The organism is Streptomyces sp. NPDC030862 (genome assembly GCF_055571835.1).
On sequence record NZ_JBVIEN010000003.1, the window covers coordinates 737,590 to 759,024 of the forward strand.

Below are 21,435 nucleotides of genomic sequence, written 5' to 3' on the forward strand. Positions count from 1 at the left end.
ATCGAGTGAAGAGGGCTGAGGATTTCCTCAGGGTCCCTTCCATCCGCCAGGCCATACTGAGGCGTGCGCTTGCTGGTGATCGAGGATGAGGAACGGCTCGCCGCCTCGCTGCAGCGGGGGTTGTCGGCGGTCGGCTACGTGGTGGACGTCGCACACGACGGAGTGACCGGCCTGCACCTGGCCCGCGAGCATCCCTACAACGCGATCGTGCTGGACATCATGCTGCCCGGCCTCAACGGCTACCGGATCTGCTCTCAGCTCCGGGCCGATGGCAGCGACGTGCCGGTGCTCATGCTGACGGCGAAGAGCGGCGAATACGACGAGGCCGAGGGGCTCGACACCGGTGCCGACGACTACCTGGCGAAGCCCTTCTCGTACGTGGTTCTGGAGGCTCGCATCCGGGCCCTCCTCCGTCGGGGCGGCACGCGAAGGAACAGCACCGTCCTCGAATGCGGTGGTCTCTGGCTCGATACCGCGCAGCGGACCTGCGGCCGGGGGGAGGCCAGGATCACGCTGACGCCGAAGGAGTTCGGGGTGCTGCACAGTCTGATGCGCCGGGAAGGGGAGGTGGTGACCAAACTGGACCTGTTGGACGAGGTCTGGTCGGCGGACTTCACCGGAGACCCCAACATCGTGCAGGTCTACATCAGCGCGGTGCGCAAGAAGGTGGACGGCCCGTTCGGCACGGAGACCATTCAGACCGTTCGGGGCGGCGGCTACCGCATCAGCGGGCGGGCCGATGGCTGACTCCGCGCTCCGACGGTCCCGACCGCCCCGACCACCCCGGCCGGCCTGGGCGACCGCTGCCGTGGCCGGCCTCGTCGTCGTGGCTGCGACAGCATGGCTTCAGTACGCCGACCGGTCGGCGGGGCCCCTGGCCGCGACGCTTCCGGAGCGACTCGCCACGGACCGCGTGGGTCCGGAGCTCGCGCTTCTCCACTGGCCGGGAACTCTGGTGGGAGCGCTGGTCGTAGCCGTCACCTGCTATGGAACGGCCAGGCCACGCCCGTCGTTCAAGCGCGCCTGTGCGGCACTGCTCGCCGGGGGCATCGCCGGCGTCCTGTACTTCACGGCCGCACAGGCCCTGACCGACGTGAACGGCAACCGTCCCCACGACACCGCGCACTCCGCCTTGCGGTGGGGTCTGTTCCTCATCGCGCCGACGGCCGGACTGCTGACCGGAGCAGCGACGTGGGCGGCGCTCGGGCGGGGAGCGGACCGCGTCCCGTTTCGCAGCCGACTCGCCCTCACCTCAGCCGTGGCCACCGCCCTGCTCCTGCTGATGGCCGTGCAGCTACTGCACGACATCCAGGACGAGCAAGGCAACATCGACAACGTCTACTGGGTGGCGCTCACCTCCGGCGTCCCGCTCGTCGGACTCCTGGCCGGACTTCTGGTCCATTTCACCGCCGCTCGCGCGCTCCGGCCGGTGGAGGCGATGCGCAGCCAGCTGGAAGCGATCACCAGCACGTCCCTCGATCGCCGAGTTCCCGAACCCGGCACCGGTGACGCCATCGCACGTCTGGCCCGCACCACCAACGACACCCTGCACCGGCTCGAGCAAGCCACCGTGCGGCAGAAGGAGTTCATCGCCGACGCCTCACACGAGCTGCGGAGCCCGTTGGCGGCGCTGCGTGCCCAGCTGGAATCGGCTGTACGCCATCCCGAGGGTGTGAACTGGCCGGACACGGCGTCCGACGCACTGGCCGACGTCATCCGCCTGCAGGCCCTCACCAACGACCTGCTGCTCCTCGCAGACATGGACGGCGCCCGGCGCTCCGCTCCGCACGATGACCAGGTCGACCTCTCCCCACTCGGCGAGGACCTCGTACGGGAGTACCAACACCTTCCGGCGGCCGAGCACCTGCACGTGGCGCACGCCACCAAGGAGGTGCCGCCGGTACTCGGCAATGCACTCCACCTGGAACGGCTGTTGCGCAACCTCCTCGACAACGCCTGTCGATATGCCGACTCCCTGGTCGCCATCCGAGTCTGGGCGGATGACGACGGGCACGTGACGGCGGAGGTCGTCGACGACGGACCGGGGATACCAGCGGCCGACCGGGAGCGGGTCTTCGAACGCTTCACCCGGCTGGACGCCGCCCGCGGCCGGGACGCCGGTGGCACCGGTCTCGGCCTGCCCATCGCCCGTGAAATCGCCGCACGTCACGGCGGCACGCTCACCGTTGCGGACAGCGCCGCAGGCACCCGCATGGTGGTCCGCCTGCCGGTCTGTCGGCAATGCCCCGCGCATACCGTGGTCGACTCCGAAGGCGCCTCAGCCGAGAGCCCGGCTCGGACCTGCTCTCGTCCGAGCCGGAATCCGGACGGCGCCGTCAGCTGATCCAGAAGTCCCACCAGCGCGTCAGGATCAGCATCCCGATGATCCCGAGGTGCAGGACGGGGAGCACCCAGGTGAACTCGTCGAGGAAGCCGCGCAGCGCGCGGGGTGCGGGCAGGAGGCCGTTGCGGATGGTGTGCGAGGTCACGTACCAGAACATGACGATCGTGGCGGTCCAGGCCAGGGAGCACCACAGGCACAGGGCGTTGATCTCGTACAGGGACTGGTACATCAGCCACATGCAGAAGCCGACGCCGAAGAGCGTGCCCGCGTTCAGTCCGAGCCAGTACCAGCGGCGGTAGCGGGCACCGGCGAGGAGGGCGGCGCCGATGGCGGTCACCATGGCGTACGTGACCAGGCCGAGCAGCGGGTTGGGGAAGCCGAAGACGGCGGCCTGCTCGCTCTTCATGATGTTGCCGCAGGAGACGACCGGGTTCAGGCTGCAGCCCGGCTGGAAATTCGGGTCCTCCAGCAGCTTGAACTTGTCCAGGGTGATCACCCAGGCCGCGAGGAGTCCCGCCGCGCCCGTGGTGATCAGCATCCATGCGAACGCCCGGCCCGCCCCCGTGCTCATGGTGGGGGCGGACCGGGCGTGCGACACCGTGTCCTTCGTGGTGGTCGTGGTCATGGTGGCGAGGGCGGTCAGACCCGTACCCGGCGGACCGGCAGCAGGCAGTGGGCGCTGGACTGGAGCAGCTCGTCGTCGGAGACGAAGGCACGCAGACGGTCCGGGCCGACCTCCTGGCCCGCGACGGCGTCCGGCCAGGGGCGGGTCGCGATGATCAGGTAGACCGTGCCGGTCTCGTGGGCGTCCTTCTCCCACTCCGGCGGGACCGGGCACTGCGCCTTCGCGAACGGCAGCTCCAGGACGGCCCGCTGTGCCTCCACCAGCAGCGAGACCGGGATCTGCCGGGCGCGGCTCAGATCGGTCAGGCGATCGCCGATCGACAGGCCCAGCTTCTCCAGCTCGGCCCGCATCGCCTCCCCGCCGGCCTCGGGGCCTTCGGCGCCGTCCCCGAGTGAGTACACCATGAGGAACGGCGTGCGCGGTGTCTCGGATTCGGCGGTGGGATCACCGGTCCAGGGGATGACGGCGAGGGTTCCCAGAAGGGAACGCCGCCGGCCCGGCGATTCGACGGTGGAAGAGGTCATGCCGCCGGATATTAGTGGTGTTGTCATGAGTGCTCGGGCGCGTTTCCACCCGTTCGGCCGATGGCACCGGGGCTCATTTCACTCTCCGGAACGGTTTTCGCGCCCTGTCGTTGTGCCCGGTGAAACCCCACCGGTAAGGGAGGTCGTCGATGGGCGTCATGAGGCGCCGTACCGCGCTGCGCACGCTGTTCGCGCTCACCGTCGCGGCGGTCACCGGCGCCGCCCTCTCCCGCGCCGTGCTCTTCGACGAGACGTACAAGGGACGGCGCATCCAGGGGCGGCGGTTGTACGGGGACGAGCTCGACGTCCGCGTCGACGGGCGCCGGCTGCATCTGATGCGGTGCGCGGACGGCGGCTATCTCAGCCCCGTCGACCACTACCGGTCGTACCCCACACCGCTCGCCGCGACCCGCGCGGCGGTGGACGAGTTGGGCCCCGCGCGGCTGGCCGAAGGAGGCGCGGCCCATGGTGTACACGCGTAAGGACCAGCGCGATCTCACCGGCGCCGAGCGCAGGCGGTTCGTCGCCGCCGTGCTGGAGCTGAAGCGCGCCGGCCGGTACGACGACTTCGTCCGGACGCACGTCGAGTACTACCGCTCGGACGGCGACAAGAGGCTGCGGGTCGCGCACATGGCCCCGTCCTTCCTGCCCTGGCACCGGCAGTACCTGCTGGAGTTCGAGCGGGCGCTGCGGGAGGTCGACCCGAAGGTGACCGTCCCGTACTGGGACTGGACGCGGGACAACACCCGCTCCTCCCCGCTCTGGGGCGAGGACTTCATGGGCGGCAACGGGCGCCGGCGCGATTTGCAGGTGATGACCGGCCCGTTCGCGTATGCCAAGGGCAACTGGACCATCAAGGTCGGGGTCACCGAGAACCGGTTCCTGACGCGCGACTTCGGCAATCCGGCCGACCCCGTCGACCTGCCCACCCGGCGGGAGCTGGAGGGTGCGATGGACGAGAGGGTCTACGACTCGTACCCCTGGAACTCCACGAGCCGTACGGGCTTCCGCAACAGGCTGGAGGGCTGGACGCGGGAGCGCGGCAATGGGCGGTGGCGCAACCACAACCGCGTCCACCGGTGGGTCGGCGGCCTCATGCTCGGCGGCGCCTCCGTCAACGATCCGGTCTTCTGGCTGCACCACGCCTTCGTCGACCTCGTCTGGTCGCGCTGGCAGTCGAAGAACCCGAGGGCCGGCTACCTGCCCGACACCCCACCGCCGCGCGGCTCGGACCAGCACCGGCGCGTGGTCGCACGGGACGAGCGGATGCCCCCGTGGAACGTCACGCCCGCCGAGCTCGCCGATCACCGCCGTATCTACCGGTACGGATGAGACGGAGGGCACGAGGGAGGGACGGATACGGGGGGACAGCCGAAGGCCCCCCGGCCGCTGGGGGCCGGGGGACCTTGACGGGGTGGAACGCGTGGAGCGAGCGCGGCTGGGTCGCGGGTCAGCGCATGTGGCTGTCGCCGCCGTAGCCGTTGTCGCCGTTGTTGTAGTCGTCGTGGCCCTTGCCGTCGCCGCCGTTGTTGTAGTCGCCGTTGCTGTAGTCGCTGTCGGCCTTCTTCTTGTCGTCGTCCTTGTTGATGCAGACGTTGCCGAAGGCGGGGTTCAGGATGCCGATGAGGACGTTGATCGTGTTGCCGCAGAAGTTGATCGGCACGTCGATCGGCACCTGGATGGCGTTGCCGGAGATGACACCGGCGCTGTTGACGGCGGCCCCATCGGCCTCCGCGGCGACGGCCACACCGGCTCCGCTCAGGGCCATGGCGCCCGTGCCGGCGATGATGACGGCAGCCTTCGCGATGCGAGACATCACAAACTCCTCGTACAGGGGGGAAAACCGACCGCGGGCCTGCGGTCGTCACTCCCCTTACAACGTGGCGGTTATGGGGAGGTAACGGTCGAACCCGCATGAAGAGCGCATAACGCGCCCTATGTCCCTCTTTTGGACGCGTTCGGCTACGGCGTCAGCTCGTGGATCCGGGCGCCGCGCTGGTCAGCCCGAGGTGTGACTCCAGGATCCCGGCCACGGCCGGCGGCAACACGCCGACCTGCGGCAGCTCGACGTTCGGCAGACCCAGGGCCTCGGGGCGCGGCAGCGTGACCGGGGCGTCGACCTTCGCGCCCGGGGTCGTCGTGTGCAGGTCGGAAGCGGGCGCGGAGAGCAGTGCGCGGGTCACCGGCTGGTCCTCGATGACCTCCGGGAGCGTGGCCGTGACCAGCGTCTCCGGCAGCGTGCTCGTGAACGGCACCTGCGGCAGGTGCAGCGGCTGGACCCGGCCGTGGCCGGCCGCGGTCGGCCCCATCGGTGCGCCGGGCATGGGGATCGGTACGCCGGTGCTCACGGTCGGAGGCGCCATGGGGAGCACCATGCCGAGCGGCTGGAGCGGTACGTCCACGGGGGCCGCCGGCGCGGCGGCCGCGGGAGTCGCCAGGGCTGCCGACGCGGCCGAGGCCAGGGCCGTGACGACCATTCCCACGCCGACCTGAGTTTTCGGGTTCATGTGCTGCGTACGCCTTCCCGGGCTTGTGAGTACGTTGCTGACTGAATGAACGAGCACGCGCCGATAAACGCGTCAGAATTCGCCTGGTTGCAGCAATGGCAATCACGGCGTGAACGCGAGGTCGGAGCGCGACGGATACACGACGGGGGCCGGGGCCGGAACGACGTCGTTCCCGCCCCGGCCCCCGTACGGTGCCGCGTGCAACGCTTACTTGCCGCCCAGCGGCAGTCCGCCGAGCAGCTCCTTGTTCTTCGGCTTGAGGTCGCCGGCGGTGTCGGTCACCTTGCCGACGAGGTTGCTGTCGGCCGCCTTGCTCACCGCGTCGCTGGGCACGGCCTCGGTCAGGCCGCGCTTGCCCAGCGTGTCGACCGCGCCGTTCAGGCTGGTGGGGGTGAGGCTGTCGGCGGCGAAGGCCGGGGCGGCAGCGCCCAGAGCCATCACGGAACCGGCGACGACGGCGGCAACCTTCGTGGGCTTCATGGGTGGTGAGTCCTTCCTGGAGTGGCGTCTGATCACGACAACTCGCGCCTGGCGCAGGTCACTTGGCATTCCCGCTGTGTGGCGCCCTGTCCTCTGTAACGAGCCCTCCGCGCGGCGGAAACTCCGGAAGGAAGGAATTCTTGGTACTGCACCCGAATGATGAGGATCGGTCGTATTCTCCGATCAAAGGGCAAGAGGAAAACAACAGGAGAACCCTGTTGGCTCAGCGTTACTGGGCCAACAGGGTTCGTCCGGTGCGGCGACGCGTCAGACCATCGGCGTCTGCGTCATGTCGTTGGGCGCCGGCAGGTTGGTCGCGGGCGTGCCCTGCATGTTCTTGGCGGTCGCCGCGAGGAAGTCGGCGACGGCCTTCAGGGTCGACTGGACCTGGTTCGAGACGGCGGCCGTCTGGCCCTCGGTCGAGACCTTGATCAGCTCGTCGACCCGCTTGTCGATGTCGGTGAGCGCCTGGTCCATGGCGTCCATGGCCAGGTCGATCTGCGTGTCGTCCGCGGTCGTCTCGTCGACCGGGGCGTGCGGCGCGGCCGGCTGGGCGGGCTGGCCCGGCTGGTTGGGCTGAGCGGGCTGGCCCGGCTGGTTGGGCTGGTTCGGCTGAGCGGGCTGGCCCGGCTGGTTGGGCTGGTTCGGCTGAGCGGGCTGGCCCGGCTGGTTGGGCTGGCTCGGCTGGCCGGGCTGGTTGGGCTGGCTCGGGGAGGCCGGGGCCTCCGCCGCGTTCGCCTTCTTGATCGCCTCGATGACGGCGTCGATGTCGGCGTTGTACTTCGAGGCGACGGTGGTGCTCAGCTTGCCGCCGTCCGCCTTGATCACGGCGTTGAGCAGATCCGTGACCGGGATGACGAGGTCGCCCGTGTTGTCGAGCGGCTGGACCTGCTTGAGCAGCGAGGGCGCCTGCGGCAGCGGGGCGGCGGAGTCGGAGTGGGCGGAGGCGGCCCCGGCCGTACCGAGGGTGAGGGCGGCGCAGATGACCGAGGCCGCCGTACGGCGGGATGTCAGGAGACGCATGTGTTGTCCTTCCGGTGAGGATGCGTCGGGAACGTGACATCACCGTGTGTCGAGGCAACGCGGTTCGCAATCGCATCCGTTACGGAGGGTGACTCGGCTCCGTGGGTGAATCGGTGCGCCTGACCTGCGGAAACGGCGGCGGAGGCGCCGCGTGGGGAATCGGGCGGAGCGCCGCCGATAGGGGGAAGAGGGCTTCGTCGAAGGCGGTGGCAGGGGCCGGAAACGACTCGGTGCGCCACCCCGGAAGGGGTGGCGCACCGAGTGCGTGACGCGGGGAGGCGTCGGTGCGTGGAGGCGTCGACGCGGCTGACGACGGACGCGGACGCGTTCGCTGCGGCTTCGGCTGTGGCTTCGGCTGCGGTGGTGGTCGCGGCTGTGGTCGCGGTCTTCGGTCAGTCGTTGATGCAGACGTTGCCGAAGGCCGGGTTCAGGACACCGACGATGTCGATGGTGTTGCCGCAGAGGTTGATCGGGATGTGGATCGGAACCTGGATCAGGTTGCCGGAGATGACACCGGGGGAGTTCACGGCCGCGCCCTCCGAGTGGGCGTCGGCCGAAGCGACACCGGCGGTGCCGGCCACGGACGCGGCGATGGCGGAGGTCAGGACGGCGGCCTTCGCGATACGGGACATGGTGAAGAGCTCCTAGTTCGATGATGCTGCGGGTCGACGTGCCCGGCTACATCAACAACGCCCCACCATTTCCCCGGTTGCGCTACCGAACGGGTGAACCGTCGGACCGGCACGCCGACGACGCGGCACGCCGTACGCGGTGAAAAGCACCTGGAATTCCGAACGTTGGGATGACCGTGTTTCACGTCCTTCGTCAGTCCGGTTGTTGAGTTATAACGTTCTTGCTCGAATCCTTCCCGGATCCTCCACATTCGGCGCGCTATGGCATGGTGCAGCGGAGCAGCTCGCCGATTCCGCGAATGCGCGCGCGCTTCGACAGCGCCGACCCCCTCACTGCCATCCGATTCGTCAAAAGGCTTCGTAGAAAGGGTCACGCGTGCGTCTTCCTTTCACCGCACTGCATGTTGTCCAGCCCGGCGACGGTGGCGTGGCCCGGGTGGTCACCGACGTGGTCGGCGCACAAGTGGCCCGGGGAATGCGGGTGGCCGTGGCGTGCCCGCCCGACGGGCCGCTGGCGGGGGCGGTACGCGCCGCGGGCGGCGAGGTGCACCCCTGGCGCGCGGGCCGGGACCCGGGGTGGCGGCTGCCCGCCGAATGCCGCCGCGTCGCGGAGATCGTCGAGCTCGTACGGCCGGACCTGGTGCACGCGCACAGCGCCAAGGCGGGGCTCGCGGCCCGGCTCGCCGTACGCGGCCGTGTCCCCACCGTTCACCAGCCGCACGCCTGGTCCTTCGAGGCGGTCGGCGGACTGACGGGTGTGCTCGCCCGGCACTGGGAGCGGTGGGCGGCCGCCCGCTGGACCGACAGTGTCGTCTGCGTGAGCGAGGCGGAGCGGGAGCGGGGTGTCCGGGCCGGGGTCCGCGCGTCGTGGTGCGTGGTCCGCAACGGCGTCGACGTGGCGAGGTTCGCCGACGGTGTGGAGGATCGATTCAGCCCAGGTGACGGCGGCGCGCATGGCGGCGGTGCGCGGGGCGGTGGTCCGCGTGGCGATGGCAGTGCGCGGCAGGGGCCCGTGCCGTCCGTCATGGCGTCGCCGCTCGTCGTGTGCGTGGGGCGGCTCTGCCGGCAGAAGGGGCAGGACGCGCTGCTCCAGGCCTGGCGGACGGTGGTCGAACACGTCCCCCGCGCCCACCTCGCCCTCGTCGGTGACGGCCCGTCCGGACCCGCGCTGCGCGCCGCCGCGCCACCCGGGGTCACCTTCGCCGGAGCCGTCGACGACCCGGCGCCCTGGTACCGCGCCGCCGACCTCGTCGTCCTGCCGTCCCGCTGGGAGGGCATGGCCCTCGCGCCGCTGGAGGCCATGGCGAGCGGGCGCCCCGTCCTCCTCACCGACGTCGACGGCGCCCGCGAGAGCCTGCCGCCCGGCCAGGAGGCGCACTGCCTCGTCCCGCCGGACGACCCCGGCGCGCTGGCCGCCGCCCTGATCAGGCTCCTCCAGCGGCCGCTCCTGCGCCGGACCCTGGCCCGCCGGGCCCAGCACCACGTACGCGACGCCTTCGACGTGCACCGCGTCGGGGCCGCCCTCGCGGACGTGTACGACGAGGTGACCGCGCGGCGCCGCCCGCCCGTGCTCCGAGAGCCGGTCGCCCGGTGACCGCGGAGACCGAGAGCACCCGTTCCGCCGCCCCCGTCACCGTCGGGCCGCCCCGGGCGGCGGCCGACCGCGTACCCGTCGGCGGGCCGCCCCGGCGGCTCCGTGCCGAGCCGCCGTTCACGGCGTCGCTGGTCGCCGTGGACTGCGTCGCCGTCCTGCTGGGCGCCCTGCTGCTCACCGCCGAGCAGCGCGACTCCGCCCTCCTGATGCAGCTCACCCTCGGCGTGGCGGCGCTCAACGCGCACGCCGGGCTGTACCGGTCCGCCGCCTTGGCCCCCGTCCCCTCCGTACTCGACGAACTGCCCGCCCTCGCCGCGCGCGCCGCCGTCGCGTGGTGCACGGCCGCCGCGCTGCTCGCCGCGCAGGCGCCGGACCGCGCCCTCGGGACGGCGGCGCTGACGTCGGCGTACGCCCTGCACCTGGCGTGCGTGACCGGCTGCCGCGCCGCCCTCCACCACCGGCGGCGCCGCGTCGCGCGCGCCCATCCGCGCTCCGTGCTGGTCGTCGGGGCCGCCGCGGCCGCGCGGCGCCTCGCGGGCACGCTGGCCCGGCATCCGGAGTACGGCATCCGGCCGGTCGGCATCGTCGCCACCGCCGGCAGCCCCGGCGGTGGTGCCGGCGGGGCGCAGCACGAGCCGTCGTCGTCGCTCCCGGAGCTGACCACGACCGAGGAGATCCACCGGGCCGTCATCCAGAACGGTGTCGGCGACGCCGTCTTCACCAGCCCGGCGGCCCAGCTCGTCGCGCTCTTCAGCCGGTACGGCTGCGCCAGCTGGCAGGTCGCGGCCGACCGCGGCCGCGACACCGCGATGAACCGGCACCTGTGGGGCTTCGCCTGCCGCCGCCTCGACGTGCCGCACGACCGCCGCGCGCCGCTCGCCAAGCGGATCCTGGACGTGTCCGTCGCCGCGCCGATGCTGCTCGTCCTGGCGCCGCTCCTGCTGCTGTGCGCCGCCGCGATCCGGGTCTCGGACGGGCCCGGGGTCCTCTTCCGCCAGGAGCGGGTCGGCAAGGACGGCCGGCTGTTCACGCTGCTGAAGTTCCGCACCCTCCGCCCGGCCGACGAGATCGAGGCCGCCACCCGCTGGAGCGTCGCCGACGACGAGCGGATGAGCGCCGTCGGCGCCTTCCTGCGCCGCACCTCGCTCGACGAGCTGCCGCAGCTCTGGAACGTGCTGCGCGGCGACATGAGCCTGGTGGGCCCGCGCCCCGAGCGGCCGTACTTCGTCGCCGAGTTCAGCCGCGCCCACCCCGGCTACGCGGCACGCCACCGGATGCCCGTGGGGCTGACCGGCCTCGCCCAGGTGCACGGGCTGCGCGGGGACACCTCCATCGAGGACCGGTGCCGCTTCGACAACCACTACATCGACCACTGGTCCCTCTGGCAGGACGTGTGCATCCTGCTGCGCACGGCGGCCTCCGTGATCCGCCCGGCGGGCAGCTGATGCCGGTACCCGGGTGGGCACCGCTCGTGCCGCTGTCGGCCGTCGTCGCGCTGCTCGTCGTTCCCCCCGGCGCCGGCGAGGGGGGCACGCTTGCCGACCTGGCGTCCGCCGTCCTCGTCGCCTTCTGCCTCGTACGCGTCGTACGCGCCCGGGCGCGGCCGCTGGACCGGGTGGCGGCCGTCGTCCTCGGGCTGCCCGTGGTGGGCGTGTGCGCGGCGGCCGTCACGGCCCACGACCCGGTCGGCGCGCTGCCCGGCGTCGTCCGCTACCTCCAGGTCTTCGTGCTCGTACCGGCGGCCGTGGTGCTGCTGGTACGCGACCGCCGGGACTTCGCGCTGGTCGGCTGGGCGATGGTCGGGCTCGCGCTCGTGGAGGGCGCGGTCGGCGTCGTCCAGTACGCGACCGGCACCGGCGCCTCGTACCAGGGCGAGGACGTACGGGCGGTGGGGACCTTCGGGCCCGCGGACGTGATGGGCATGGCGACGGTCGTCGCGTACGGGCTGGTGGTCGCGCTCGGCATCGCGCTCGGGGCGCCGGACCGCCGGGCGCGCGTCGCCGCGGGGGTCTGCTGCGGGCTGCTGGTGGTGCCGCTCGCGGTGTCGTTCAGCCGGGGCGCGTGGATCGCGACCGTACTCGCCTGCGGGCTGCAGCTGGTCCTGGCCGGCGTACGCAGGGCCGTGCGGATCGGACTCGCGGCGGCGGCGCTGGGCGTGGTCCTGGTCGCGGGGTTCGGCGTCGGGTCGCGGATGCTGGAGGAGCGGGTGGCGAGCATCTCGCAGGTCGCGGCGGCGCCGGACCAGTCCGTCACCGACCGGTACGCCCTGTGGGCGGCGGCGGCGTCGATGTGGCGCGACGAGCCGGTCACGGGGGTGGGGCTGAAAGGCTTCCCGCAGTACCGCGACGGCCACGCCTCCCTCGCGCTCTCGTCGGGGAGCGACACCGCGGGGGCGGGCCAGGGCTTCACCCGGCAGCCGCTGCTGTCGCCGCACAACATGTACCTGCTCGTCCTCGCCGAGCAGGGGCTGCTGGGCGTGGTGACCGTGGTGGGGAGCTGGCTGGCGCTGCTGGTGTGCGCGCTGCGGAGGAGCGCCGCGCCGGCCGGGGCCGCCGACTGCCGGTCGGTCGCGGTCGGGCTGCTGGTCTGGCAGCTCGTCGACTTCGCGTACGCCGACATCGGCGGGCCGTCGACGGTCCTGACGGCGGTGGCGCTGGGGCTCGCCGCCCGGTGGGCGCTGAGGCCCCTCCAGGATGCCGGCGGGGCGGTCGGCGGGGTGGCCGGCAGGGCGGTGGTGGCGCGTGGCTGACGACGCACCGCGCCCCCGGGCCGTCGCGCTCGCCGGGTCCGGAACCGGGTCCGGAGCCGAGGCCGGGTCCGGGACCGAGGCCGAGACCGGGCCCGAGGCCGGGCCCGCGGACCCCGCCCCGTGGCGGCCGTCGAACCGCCTGCTCGCCCGCGCGGCGCTGCTCACGGCCGTGCTGACGGCGGCGGGCGCGGTCTTCGGGCTGGTCCGGGACCAGCTGCTCGCGCACACCTTCGGGGCCGGTACGGACACGGACGCGTTCCTCGTCGCGTGGACGGTGCCGGAGTTCGCCGCCACGCTGCTCATCGAGGACGCGATGGCGCTCATCCTGGTGCCGGCCTTCAGCGGCGCCCTGGCCCGGCGCACCCTCGGGCAGGACACCGATCCGGTACGCGCGCTGGTCCGGGCCACCCTGCCGAAGGCGGTCCTCGGCATGGGCGTGGCCGCCGGGCTCACGGTGCTGGCGGCGCCCTGGCTCGTACCCGTACTGGCCCCCGGGCTGCCGCAGCAGGCGCTCGCGGTCGACTGCACGCGGCTCACGGCGACGTGCGTGCTCACCTTCACGCTGGCCGGGTACTGCAGCGCGGCCCTGCGCGCCCACGGGCGGTTCCTGCCGCCGGCCGCGATCAACGTCGCGTACAACGCCGGCATCATCACGGCGGTCGTACTGCTCGGCGCCCGGTGGGGGGTGCGCGCGGCGGCGTTCGGCGTCGCGGCGGGCGGGACGCTGATGGTGCTGGTCCAGGGGCCGTCGCTGCGGCGGCAGTTGTGGGGGAAGGGGAGCGGCCGAACCGCTTCCTCCGGCCGTACGACCGGTGCGCGCGCCGGCGGGCTCGTCGTCGCGCTGCTCGCGCCCGTGATCGTCTTCGCGGTGACCCGCCAGTCGCAGGTCCTGGTCGAGCGGTTCCTCGCCGCGCCCCTGCCCGCCGGGGCGATCTCGCACCTCAACTACGCGCAGAAGGTCGCGCAGTTGCCGATGGTCCTCTCGCTGATGATGTCCACCGTCACCTTCCCCGTCGTGGCGCGCGCGATGGCGGCGGGTGACACCGGCACCGCGCGCCGCCGGGCGGAGCACGACCTGCTGCTCGCGGGCGTCATCGTGCTCGGCGGGGCCGCGACCGTCATCGCCGCCGCCCCGCAGATCGTGGAACTGCTCTTCCAGCGGGGTGCGTTCGACCATGCGGACACCGCCGCCACCGCCGCCGTCATGCGGGTGTACGCGCTCGGGCTGCTCGGCCACACGCTCGTGAGCGCGCTGGTCCGCTGCTACTTCTCCGCCTCCGCGCCCCTCTGGTACCCGGCCGTCGTGATGACCGGCGGCGTCACCGTGACCGCCGCCGCCGGGCTCGTCCTCGTCGGCCCCTGGGGCGCGGCGGGCATCGCCGCCGGCAACGCCCTCGGCATCACGCTCTCCGCCGCCCTCCTCCTGCTCGGGGTCCGCAGGCAGAGCATCCCGCTCGACACCGCCCGCCTCGTACGGGGCCTCGGCAGGCTCACCGCGGCCGCCGCCGTCGCCACCGCGGCGGGGTGGTCGTGCGCGGCCGGCCCGCCGCTCCTGGCGGCCCCGCTGGCGCTCGTCGCCGTCACCGCCGTCTTCCTCGCCACCGCCCGCCTGCTGCGTGCGCCGGTGGTCCCGTCCCTGATCCGCTCCCTGACCCGAACCGTCCGTACCGCTGCGCGGAGGCCCGCCCATGCCCCCTCGGAAACCCCGGAGTCCTCGGAATCCACGCCCGTGGATCGCGATGTACCACTCCATCGACGACGCCACCGATGACCCGTACCAGATCACCGTCTCCCCGGCCCGCCTCGACCGCCAGCTGCGCTGGCTGCGCGACCGCGGCCTGCGCGGCGTCGGCGTACGGCAACTGCTGCTGTACGCCGCCCGGCACGGTGACACGCGGGGCCTGGTCGGCCTGACCTTCGACGACGGGTACGCCGACTTCCTGGAGCACGCCGTCCCGATCCTGCGCCGCCACGACTGCACGGCCACCGTCTTCGTCCTCCCCGGGCGGCTCGGCGGCGACAACGCCTGGGACCCGCGCGGCCCGCGCAAGCCGCTGCTCACCGAGGCGGGCATCCGCCGCTGCGCCGCCGCCGGGATGGAGGTCGCCTCGCACGGACTGCTGCACGTCTCGCTGACGTCCGCCCGCGACGCCGTCGTACGCGAGGAGCTCGCCGGCAGCAGGGAGCTGCTCCGTACGATCACGGGCAGGGCCCCGGAGGGCTTCTGCTACCCGTACGGCCACCTCGACGCCCGCGTGGCGGCGGCCGTACGGGAGGCGGGGTACGCGTACGGCTGCGCCATCGACCCGCCGGCGGAGCCGGCCGGCGTGCTCGCGCTGCCCCGGGTGCACATCGGGGAGCGGGACGGCGGCTGGCGGCTGCACGCCAAGCGCCGCCTGCACGCGGTACGGCGCGCCGCCGTGGACCTCGCGGAGCTCACCGCCCTCGCCGACCCGGTCCCGGTGCCGTGACCGGCCCCGTCACCCGGCCCCTCAAGGTCCTCCACGTCATCACCGGCCTCGGCATCGGCGGCGCCGAGCAGCAACTGCGCCTGCTGCTCCCGCACATGCGCCACGCCGCCACCAGCCGTGTCGTCACGCTCACCAACCCGGGCCCGGTCGCCGACGCCCTGCGCGCCGACGGCTTCCCCGTCGCGCACCTCGGCATGCGCGGCAACCGCGACCTGACCGCTCTGCCGCGCCTCGCCCGGCTGATCCGGCAGGGCGGGTACGACGTCGTCCACACGCACCTGTACCGGGCCTGCCTGTACGGGCGGATCGCCGCCCGGCTGGCCGGAGTGCGCACGGTGGTCGCCACCGAGCACTCGCTGGGCGCCGACCAGATCGAGGGCCGGCCGCTCGGCACCGGCGCCCGGGCCCTGTACCTGGCCGGCGAGCGGCTCGGCACGGCGACGGTCGCCGTCTCCGACGCGGTCGCGCGGCGCCTGACCGCGTGGGGCGTGCCCCCTGCGCGCGTGCGGACCGTGCCGAACGGCATCGACGCCGCCCGCTTCGCCTTCGACCCGGGCGCGCGGCGGGCGGCGCGGCGGCGGCTGGGCCTGGCGCCGGACGCGTACGTCGTCGGCGGGGTGGGCCGCCTGGTGCCGGGCAAGCGGTTCGACACGCTGATCCGCGCGCTGGCCCACCTGCCGCCGGAGGCCCGGCTGCTGCTGGTCGGCGAGGGGGAGCAGCGGGCGGCGCTGGAGCGGCTGGCCGGGGAGTGCGGGGTCGCGGAGCGGGTGGTCTGGGCGGGGGCGGTGTCCCGCGGGCTGCCGGAGCTGCTGTCGGCGATGGACGTCTTCGTGTCGGCGTCGGCGGACGAGGCCTTCGGGCTCGCGTGCGTCGAGGCGCTGGCCGCCGGGCTGCCCGTGCGGTACGTGGCGTGCCCGGCGCTGGACGGCCTGCCGCCGGGCGAGGCGCCGGGGGCGCGGCGGATCGGCGGGTCGGTCGCCGAGGTGGCCGCCGCGCTGGACGTCCGTCCCCGGGAGCGGCTCCCCGTACCCGCCGCCGTACACCGCTACGACATCGCGCGCACCGCGCGGCGGCTGCTGTCCCTGTACGACGAACTATCGCGAAGTGAGTGAACGATGACCCCTCATTCCCTTGTCGTACGCCGGGTGATCGGCTGGCTGACCAGACTGAGGAGCACCGTACTGAGGAGCACCGTGGCGAAGGGCCGCAGCCGCCGGTGGTTCGTTCCCGCGGCCGTGCTGCTGGGCCTCGCCTGCGGTGGCGCGTACGGCCTGCTGAAGACCCCGGAGTACGCGGCGACCAGCCATGTCGTCGTCGTGGCGGCCGAGGGGTCCGACCCGGCCGGGGCGATGGGGCTCGCGCAGGCGTACGGGCGGGTCGCCGCCGACATCGCGGTCACCGGCGACGCCCAGGTCGAGGCGGGCGTGACGGCGGGCACCCTGCGCGCGAGCGTCCAGGCGGCGACCTCGCCCGACGCCCCGATGATCTCGCTCACGGGACGGGCGGCGGACCCGGCGACCGCGGCCGCCCTGGCCGACAGCGTGGCGAGGGCGCTCGTACGGAAGGGCGGCCACACCGAGGAGAGCACCGGCGTGAAGGTGCTGCAGTTCACCCGGGCGGCCCGGCCGACGAGCCCGGTGTCGCCGTCCGCGCCGCTCGCCGCGCTCGTCGGCGGCTGCGCGGGTGGGCTGCTGGGCGGGCTGGCGCTGCTGGCCCGGCCGCGCGGGGGCCGAGGGGCCGGGCACGACCGGCACCCGGCCCTGCCCGGCCCGGTGCCGCCGCCGGCACCGCATCCGTCGGCCGCCACGCGGCCGGAGGCGGTATGAGCTGGGAGACGACCGTCTGCCGGGACGGCGAGGAGTTCGGCCGGCTCGCGGGCGAATGGGCGGACCTGTACCGGCGGTGCGAGGCCGCCACCCCGTTCCAGGCGCACTCCTGGCTGCACTCGTGGTGGGTGTCGTACGGCACCCCGGGCCGCCTCCGCCTCGTCCTGGTACGCCGGCACGGGCGGCTCGTCGCGGCGGCGCCGCTGCGGCTGGTGCCGGGCCCGGTGCCGGTGCTGACCCATCTGGGCGGGACCATCACCGACTTCTCGGACGTCCTGGTCGACGACGCGTGCGCGCAGGCCGTGCCCGAGCTGGCCCGGGCCCTCGGCGCCCTCACCCGTACCGCCGTGCTGGACCTGCGGGAGGTGCGCGCGGGGGCGGCCGCCGAGCGGGTCTACGCCTGCTGGCGCGGCCCGCGGCGCAGGCTGCCCGACTCCATCTGCCTGGAGCTGCCCGCCCTCACCATCGACGGACTGGTCGAGCGCCTCCCGTCGGCGCGGGCGCAGCGGTCCCGTTCCAAGCTGCGCAAGATCGACCGGCTCGGCGTCCAGCAGCGTGTCGTCCCGGCCGCGGAGGTACCGGTGGCGCTGAAGCGGCTCCTGCACCTGCACCGGCGGCAGTGGGCGGGGCGCGGGGTGACGGCGGAGCACCTCAGCGCCCGGTTCGCCGAGCACCTCGAACGGGCCGTGCGGCCGATGGTCGAGTCGGGCAACGCCATGGTGACGGAGTTCCGCATCGGCGGTGACGTGGTCGCCGCCGACCTCACCCTGATGTCGCCGCGCCTGTGCGGCGCCTATCTGTACGGGGCCGATCCCGCGCTGCGCGCCGGCAAGGTGGACGTGACGACGATGCTGCTGCGCAACTGCGCGACCGAGTGCAGCGCGAACGGCCGGGCCACACTCAGCCTGCTGCGCGGCACGGAGCCGTACAAGCGCCAGTGGCGCCCGGCTCCCGTCCGCAACCAGCGGCTGCTGCTGGCGCGCCGCCGGATGGCCCCCGCCCTGCTGCTGCGGGCGGCGTACGCGGGCGTCCGCGGCTGGGCGGCGGACGTGGCGCGCGAGCGGCGCGGCGAGGGCTGAGCGGGCGTCCGGGCGTCAGGCCCGGCTGAAGTGCACCCACTCGACGGGGACGCAGAGCGTGGTTCCGAGCCATTGGCGGATCCACGGGCCGAGGTCCACCACCCGGCACGGGGGCGGGGCGGGTGTCACGGGCGGTCCCGGTTCGACGGGCACCGGCTTGGGCTCCACCGGCTCCGGTGGGGGCGTCGTCCCGCCCCCGGGCTCGGGCTCGTCGGGCTTCGGCTGCGGCCTGGGCAGCGACAGCTTCGTACGGAACACCTCCGACGACCTCGGATTGTCGTCACACTGCCAGACGCCGTGCGGGCAGTAGTCCGTGATGGTGTGGTAGAGCGGCTTGTGCTCGTCGATCCACTCCAGCATCCGCCGCATGAACTCGGGATTGTCGCCGTTGCGGAACAGGCCCCACTCGGGGTACGAGATCGGCTTTCCGTGGGCGGCGGCGAATTCCACGTGGTGGCGCAGCCCGTAAGGCTGCTCGACCATGTCGTCGAAGGTCTCGCCGGGCGGCTGGTCGTAGGAATCCATCCCCACGATGTCGACGACGTCGTCGCCGGGATAGCACGCGGTCCACGGAACGGCGTCCGTCCCGCGGCTCGGCGCGAAGTCGAACCGGAACCGCTGGCCCGGCACGGCCCGCATGGCGGTGACGATGCGGCGCCAGTACGTCTTCCACGCCTCCGGGTCCGGCCCGCACCGGTGCGTGTACGTGATGCCGTTCATCTCCCACCCCACGACGAGGACGGTGTCCGGCGCCCCCAGCCGGACGAGCCGCTCGGCGAGCGTCCGGAAGTGGCGGTCGAACGCCCCGGCCGCGCCGAGCCGCAGCATCTGCCGCACGACCGGGTCCGGCAGGTGGTCCTCGTTGCGGGGCAGCATGGGGACGTTGAGCACGAACAGCCGGTCCTCGCGGGCGCGCCGCCACTCCGCCCACGGCTGCAGGAAGCCGGGGAGGCCCTCGATGTTGCTCCACAGGTCACCCGGCAGGTAGGTGTGACCGACCCGCAGCTCGGTGCCGCCGAGCCACCGCTGCAGCTCCGCCATCCGCCGGATCCCGGGCGGGCCGTAGTGCAGGTACGCACCCAGCGCCGGGGCCGGTGCCGGCGAGGGGGCCGGCGGCTCGGCGGCGTGGGCCGGAGGCGTCACGAAGGCTCCCGAGAAGACTCCTGAGACAAGGAGGCCGGCGGCGAGCGCCGTCGGCCGCGTACGCGTTCTCCGCTTTTTCCGATCGGCCATGTCTGCTCCTTCGCGCGGCACGGCACCGGGGCCGTCCGTCGGATGGATCAAAAGTATGACCAAGAGACCGATCGGGAATGCGGGTCCGCCTTTCCGTAGACCGTTGGGGGAATTCATCGCCCGCTTGGGGCATTCCGCCCCCGGACGCGTACGAAGCCGGCCCCGGAACATCTGTCCGGGACCGGCTTCGGCTCTCGCTGAGCGATCGGGGTGGTGGCGCTACCTCACGCGCACTCCGCTCACTTGCCGTCCTTCTCCGAGTTGATGCAGACGTTGCCGAAGGCCGGGTTGAGCAGTCCGACGATGTTGATGGTGTTGCCGCACACGTTGATCGGCACGTGAACGGGCACCTGGATGACATTGCCGGCGATGAGCCCGCCGCTGTTCACGGCGGCACCCTGGGCCTCGGCGTCGGCGGCGGCGGGCGCGGCCGCGCCCAGCGCCATGACCAGACCGGCGATGGCCACGGCGGCCTTCTTGCACTTCATGTTCGGCTTCCTTTCCGCAGGAGGAAGTCATGCCACGGATTTCGTGACGATCGAGCCCGTGATGAGGGGCTCGGCTTCCACTGCGAAAATCAGAACGAATGTGAAAGCGGAAAGGCGTCATTGAGGCTGATTTCCGCATTGATTCACTCGAATGCGAACCCCGCACCCCGGCGAATGGCTCAACGGCTGGGCCAGACGGGGCGGGAGATGAGGGCCTGCCATTCATGGTCCGGAGCCCCGGGCACCGCACGCCCCTGCGCTCTCCATTCGCGCATCAGCATGGAATAGACGGGCGACGGTTCGATCCCCGTCGCCTGCCTGCTCTGTGGAATGAGGGGTACGCGCTGCCATTTCCCGGAGCGAGGAGCCATGCCGGACCTTTCCGTTCACAGCCGTGGCGAGGCTCTCGCATCATGTCACAGCCACCCGCGCGAAATGTGCGGAAGTGCCACGAAGCGCAGGCCGAAGTGGTCGAGGGTGCGGGGCAGCGGCCGGTCCGGCCGCAGCAGGCCGGGCCGGTACGGCAGATAGGTGTGGCGCTCCAGCAGTGCGGCGAGCGCCGTCGAGGCGACCAGCAGCACCAGGTCCTGGCCGGGGCACTCGCCGGGGCCCGCGCTGAACGGCATCAGGGCCTCGGTGTCCTGCGCGGTCCCGTCCAGCCAGATCTCCGGCGTGAAGCGGTCGGAGTACGGCAGGGCCTCGTCCCGGTGGAAGAGCGGCGCGTAGATGAGGAACTCCGTCCCGCGCGGCAGGGTCTCCCCACCCCAGACGGTGTCGCGGACCGACTCGCGCACGAGGAACGGCGTGGTCGGCCACAGCCGTACGGACTCCAGGACGCAGGCCCGCGTGTACGGCAGCAGGTGCGGCTCCGTGAGGTCGGTGACGGCCAGTTCGCTGCGGACCTGCCCCGTCTGCGGCTCGTGCGTGGCGAGCACGGCGAGGGTGCGGAACGCCGCGACGCCCGCCGCGTCGAAGGCCGACAGCCAGTGCGGCACCTGCCCCACCGGATCCGCGGCCCCCGCGCCCGCGCCGGCCACCGCGCTCGCGATCTCCACGGCGAGGCTGCCGGGTTCCGCGTGGTCCAGGTGGTCGCGCAGCCGGCGCTCGAGACGGTCCCGGGGCCCGGTGGCCGCCCGGGCGGAGCGCAGCCGCCCCAGCGCCGCGCTGAGGTCGGTGTCGTCGCGGGCGGCGTCGCCGAGCACGACGCGCCGCGCGGTGCGGTCCCACGCCTCCCGGAACGCGCTCCAGCCGATCTCGCCGTCACCCGCGGTCGTCGCGCCGAGCAGCCGCCCGGCCTCCTCCCGTACCGCCCGTACGAAGTGCGGGGCCAGGCTGTGCAGCTGCTGGCCGTACTCCAGCACGCCTTCGTTGAACGCGCGCCGCTCATCGCGCCGCGTCCCGTGCGAGGTCAGCACCCCGTGGGGCTGGAAGTGCGCCGCCGCGGCGCTCCCCGGGCGGCCGGCGGGGGAGTACGGGTCCGGCGTACCGTCCAGGACGTGCCGGGCGTCCCCGGCGTCGAGTACGACCGCGAGGCGCCGCCCGGCCAGGTCGAGCCGCAGCGGTCCGGGGCCGTAACGGTCGCGGAGCGCGGTGAGGAGCCCGGTCGCGCGCCGGTCGACGGCGTACCGCTCGGCGAGCGCCATCCCGGCGCGCCGCCGGACGGCGAGGCCCGCGGCGAGGGCCGGTGCGATGACCTGCGCGGCGATCCGCGCGGCGTCCCGCCCGTCGGCCCGCGCGGGCGGGTGCGCCGTGCGCGCCCTGACGTCCGTACCGGGGCCGCGGGCGGGGTCCGTGCTGGGCATGCCCCCCGGGTGCCCGTGCGGGCTCCCGCGAAACGATGCCGGATCGACCCCGCCCGCG

The 21,435-nt window shown here is 73.3% G+C and carries 22 protein-coding genes; 12 read left to right on the top strand and 10 right to left on the bottom strand.

The features are described 5' to 3' along the window. Positions 1-63: 63 nt before the first annotated feature. Positions 64-747, top strand: a complete 684-nt coding sequence (locus tag ACZ42X_RS11455; protein ID WP_468287127.1) for a response regulator transcription factor — start codon at positions 64-66, stop codon at positions 745-747. 79 nt (positions 748-826) lie between these two features. Next, positions 827-2,344, top strand: a complete 1,518-nt coding sequence (locus ACZ42X_RS11460; protein ID WP_468287130.1) for a sensor histidine kinase — start codon at positions 827-829, stop codon at positions 2,342-2,344. On the opposite strand, the gene ACZ42X_RS11465 is transcribed toward ACZ42X_RS11460, so the two are convergent. Together ACZ42X_RS11465 and ACZ42X_RS11470 are read right to left on the bottom strand one after the other, a co-directional pair. Beyond that, positions 2,337-2,915, bottom strand: a complete 579-nt coding sequence (locus tag ACZ42X_RS11465) for a vitamin K epoxide reductase family protein (RefSeq protein ID WP_468287500.1) — start codon at positions 2,913-2,915, stop codon at positions 2,337-2,339. The genes ACZ42X_RS11460 and ACZ42X_RS11465 overlap by 8 nt on opposite strands. A gap of 68 nt (positions 2,916-2,983) precedes the next feature. Continuing rightward, positions 2,984-3,493, bottom strand: a complete 510-nt coding sequence (locus tag ACZ42X_RS11470; protein WP_468287133.1) for a DUF5949 family protein — start codon at positions 3,491-3,493, stop codon at positions 2,984-2,986. Between the two features lie 149 nt (positions 3,494-3,642). Here ACZ42X_RS11470 and ACZ42X_RS11475 point away from each other — a divergent pair, with 149 nt between their 5' ends. Then, a complete protein-coding gene (locus ACZ42X_RS11475) occupies positions 3,643-3,975 on the top strand; it encodes a tyrosinase family oxidase copper chaperone (RefSeq protein ID WP_468287136.1) in 333 nt (110 codons plus the stop codon). Beyond that, complete coding sequence (locus ACZ42X_RS11480) at positions 3,959-4,825, top strand: tyrosinase family protein (RefSeq protein WP_468287139.1); 867 nt, start codon at positions 3,959-3,961, stop codon at positions 4,823-4,825. Before ACZ42X_RS11475 ends, ACZ42X_RS11480 begins: the two co-directional genes overlap by 17 nt. A gap of 118 nt (positions 4,826-4,943) precedes the next feature. Here ACZ42X_RS11480 and ACZ42X_RS11485 read toward each other — a convergent pair whose 3' ends face one another. The 5 genes from ACZ42X_RS11485 to ACZ42X_RS11505 form a co-directional block, all read right to left on the bottom strand. Further along, entirely contained in the window at positions 4,944-5,309 is a 366-nt protein-coding gene (locus ACZ42X_RS11485) for a chaplin (protein ID WP_468287142.1), read from the bottom strand. Positions 5,310-5,463: 154 nt separating this feature from the next. Further along, positions 5,464-6,000 (bottom strand): hypothetical protein, encoded by a 537-nt coding sequence (locus tag ACZ42X_RS11490; RefSeq protein ID WP_468287145.1) that lies wholly within the window; start codon positions 5,998-6,000, stop codon positions 5,464-5,466. A gap of 207 nt (positions 6,001-6,207) precedes the next feature. Next, positions 6,208-6,480 carry a hypothetical protein gene (locus ACZ42X_RS11495; protein WP_468287148.1) on the bottom strand — a complete coding sequence of 91 codons (273 nt, stop codon included), beginning with the start codon at positions 6,478-6,480 and terminating at the stop codon, positions 6,208-6,210. A gap of 267 nt (positions 6,481-6,747) precedes the next feature. Beyond that, positions 6,748-7,503 carry a hypothetical protein gene (locus ACZ42X_RS11500; RefSeq protein ID WP_468287151.1) on the bottom strand — a complete coding sequence of 252 codons (756 nt, stop codon included), beginning with the start codon at positions 7,501-7,503 and terminating at the stop codon, positions 6,748-6,750. Between the two features lie 392 nt (positions 7,504-7,895). Next, positions 7,896-8,135, bottom strand: coding sequence for a chaplin (locus ACZ42X_RS11505; protein ID WP_468287154.1), 240 nt, complete (start codon positions 8,133-8,135; stop codon positions 7,896-7,898). A gap of 376 nt (positions 8,136-8,511) precedes the next feature. Here ACZ42X_RS11505 and ACZ42X_RS11510 point away from each other — a divergent pair, with 376 nt between their 5' ends. The 8 genes from ACZ42X_RS11510 to ACZ42X_RS11545 are packed head-to-tail and all read left to right on the top strand — an operon-like array spanning position 8,512 to position 17,854. Continuing rightward, a complete protein-coding gene (locus tag ACZ42X_RS11510; RefSeq protein ID WP_468287157.1) occupies positions 8,512-9,729 on the top strand; it encodes a glycosyltransferase in 1,218 nt (405 codons plus the stop codon). Then, complete coding sequence (locus tag ACZ42X_RS11515; RefSeq protein WP_468287160.1) at positions 9,726-11,174, top strand: exopolysaccharide biosynthesis polyprenyl glycosylphosphotransferase; 1,449 nt, start codon at positions 9,726-9,728, stop codon at positions 11,172-11,174. Before ACZ42X_RS11510 ends, ACZ42X_RS11515 begins: the two co-directional genes overlap by 4 nt. Continuing rightward, complete coding sequence (locus ACZ42X_RS11520) at positions 11,174-12,478, top strand: O-antigen ligase family protein (protein WP_468287163.1); 1,305 nt, start codon at positions 11,174-11,176, stop codon at positions 12,476-12,478. Before ACZ42X_RS11515 ends, ACZ42X_RS11520 begins: the two co-directional genes overlap by 1 nt. Continuing rightward, a complete protein-coding gene (gene murJ, locus ACZ42X_RS11525) occupies positions 12,423-14,249 on the top strand; it encodes a murein biosynthesis integral membrane protein MurJ (RefSeq protein ID WP_468287166.1) in 1,827 nt (608 codons plus the stop codon). The genes ACZ42X_RS11520 and murJ overlap by 56 nt, the downstream gene beginning before the upstream one ends. After that, positions 14,167-14,949, top strand: coding sequence for a polysaccharide deacetylase family protein (locus ACZ42X_RS11530; RefSeq protein ID WP_468287169.1), 783 nt, complete (start codon positions 14,167-14,169; stop codon positions 14,947-14,949). Before murJ ends, ACZ42X_RS11530 begins: the two co-directional genes overlap by 83 nt. Continuing rightward, positions 14,946-16,061: a glycosyltransferase gene (locus ACZ42X_RS11535; RefSeq protein ID WP_468287172.1), complete on the top strand. Its 1,116-nt coding sequence runs from the start codon at positions 14,946-14,948 to the stop codon at positions 16,059-16,061. Before ACZ42X_RS11530 ends, ACZ42X_RS11535 begins: the two co-directional genes overlap by 4 nt. 3 nt (positions 16,062-16,064) lie before the next feature. Then, positions 16,065-16,775, top strand: a complete 711-nt coding sequence (locus ACZ42X_RS11540; protein WP_468287175.1) for a YveK family protein — start codon at positions 16,065-16,067, stop codon at positions 16,773-16,775. After that, positions 16,772-17,854 (top strand): GNAT family N-acetyltransferase, encoded by a 1,083-nt coding sequence (locus tag ACZ42X_RS11545; RefSeq protein WP_468287178.1) that lies wholly within the window; start codon positions 16,772-16,774, stop codon positions 17,852-17,854. Before ACZ42X_RS11540 ends, ACZ42X_RS11545 begins: the two co-directional genes overlap by 4 nt. A 15-nt stretch (positions 17,855-17,869) precedes the next feature. Here ACZ42X_RS11545 and ACZ42X_RS11550 read toward each other — a convergent pair whose 3' ends face one another. The 3 genes from ACZ42X_RS11550 to ACZ42X_RS11560 all read right to left on the bottom strand — a co-directional run bounded on the left by ACZ42X_RS11550 (position 17,870) and on the right by ACZ42X_RS11560 (position 21,377). Then, complete coding sequence (locus ACZ42X_RS11550) at positions 17,870-19,087, bottom strand: glycoside hydrolase family 26 protein (protein ID WP_468287181.1); 1,218 nt, start codon at positions 19,085-19,087, stop codon at positions 17,870-17,872. Positions 19,088-19,326: 239 nt separating this feature from the next. Continuing rightward, positions 19,327-19,575 carry a chaplin gene (locus tag ACZ42X_RS11555; protein WP_468287184.1) on the bottom strand — a complete coding sequence of 83 codons (249 nt, stop codon included), beginning with the start codon at positions 19,573-19,575 and terminating at the stop codon, positions 19,327-19,329. A gap of 416 nt (positions 19,576-19,991) precedes the next feature. Then, positions 19,992-21,377 carry a cytochrome P450 gene (locus tag ACZ42X_RS11560; RefSeq protein ID WP_468287187.1) on the bottom strand — a complete coding sequence of 462 codons (1,386 nt, stop codon included), beginning with the start codon at positions 21,375-21,377 and terminating at the stop codon, positions 19,992-19,994. Between the last annotated feature and the right edge of the window lie 58 nt (positions 21,378-21,435).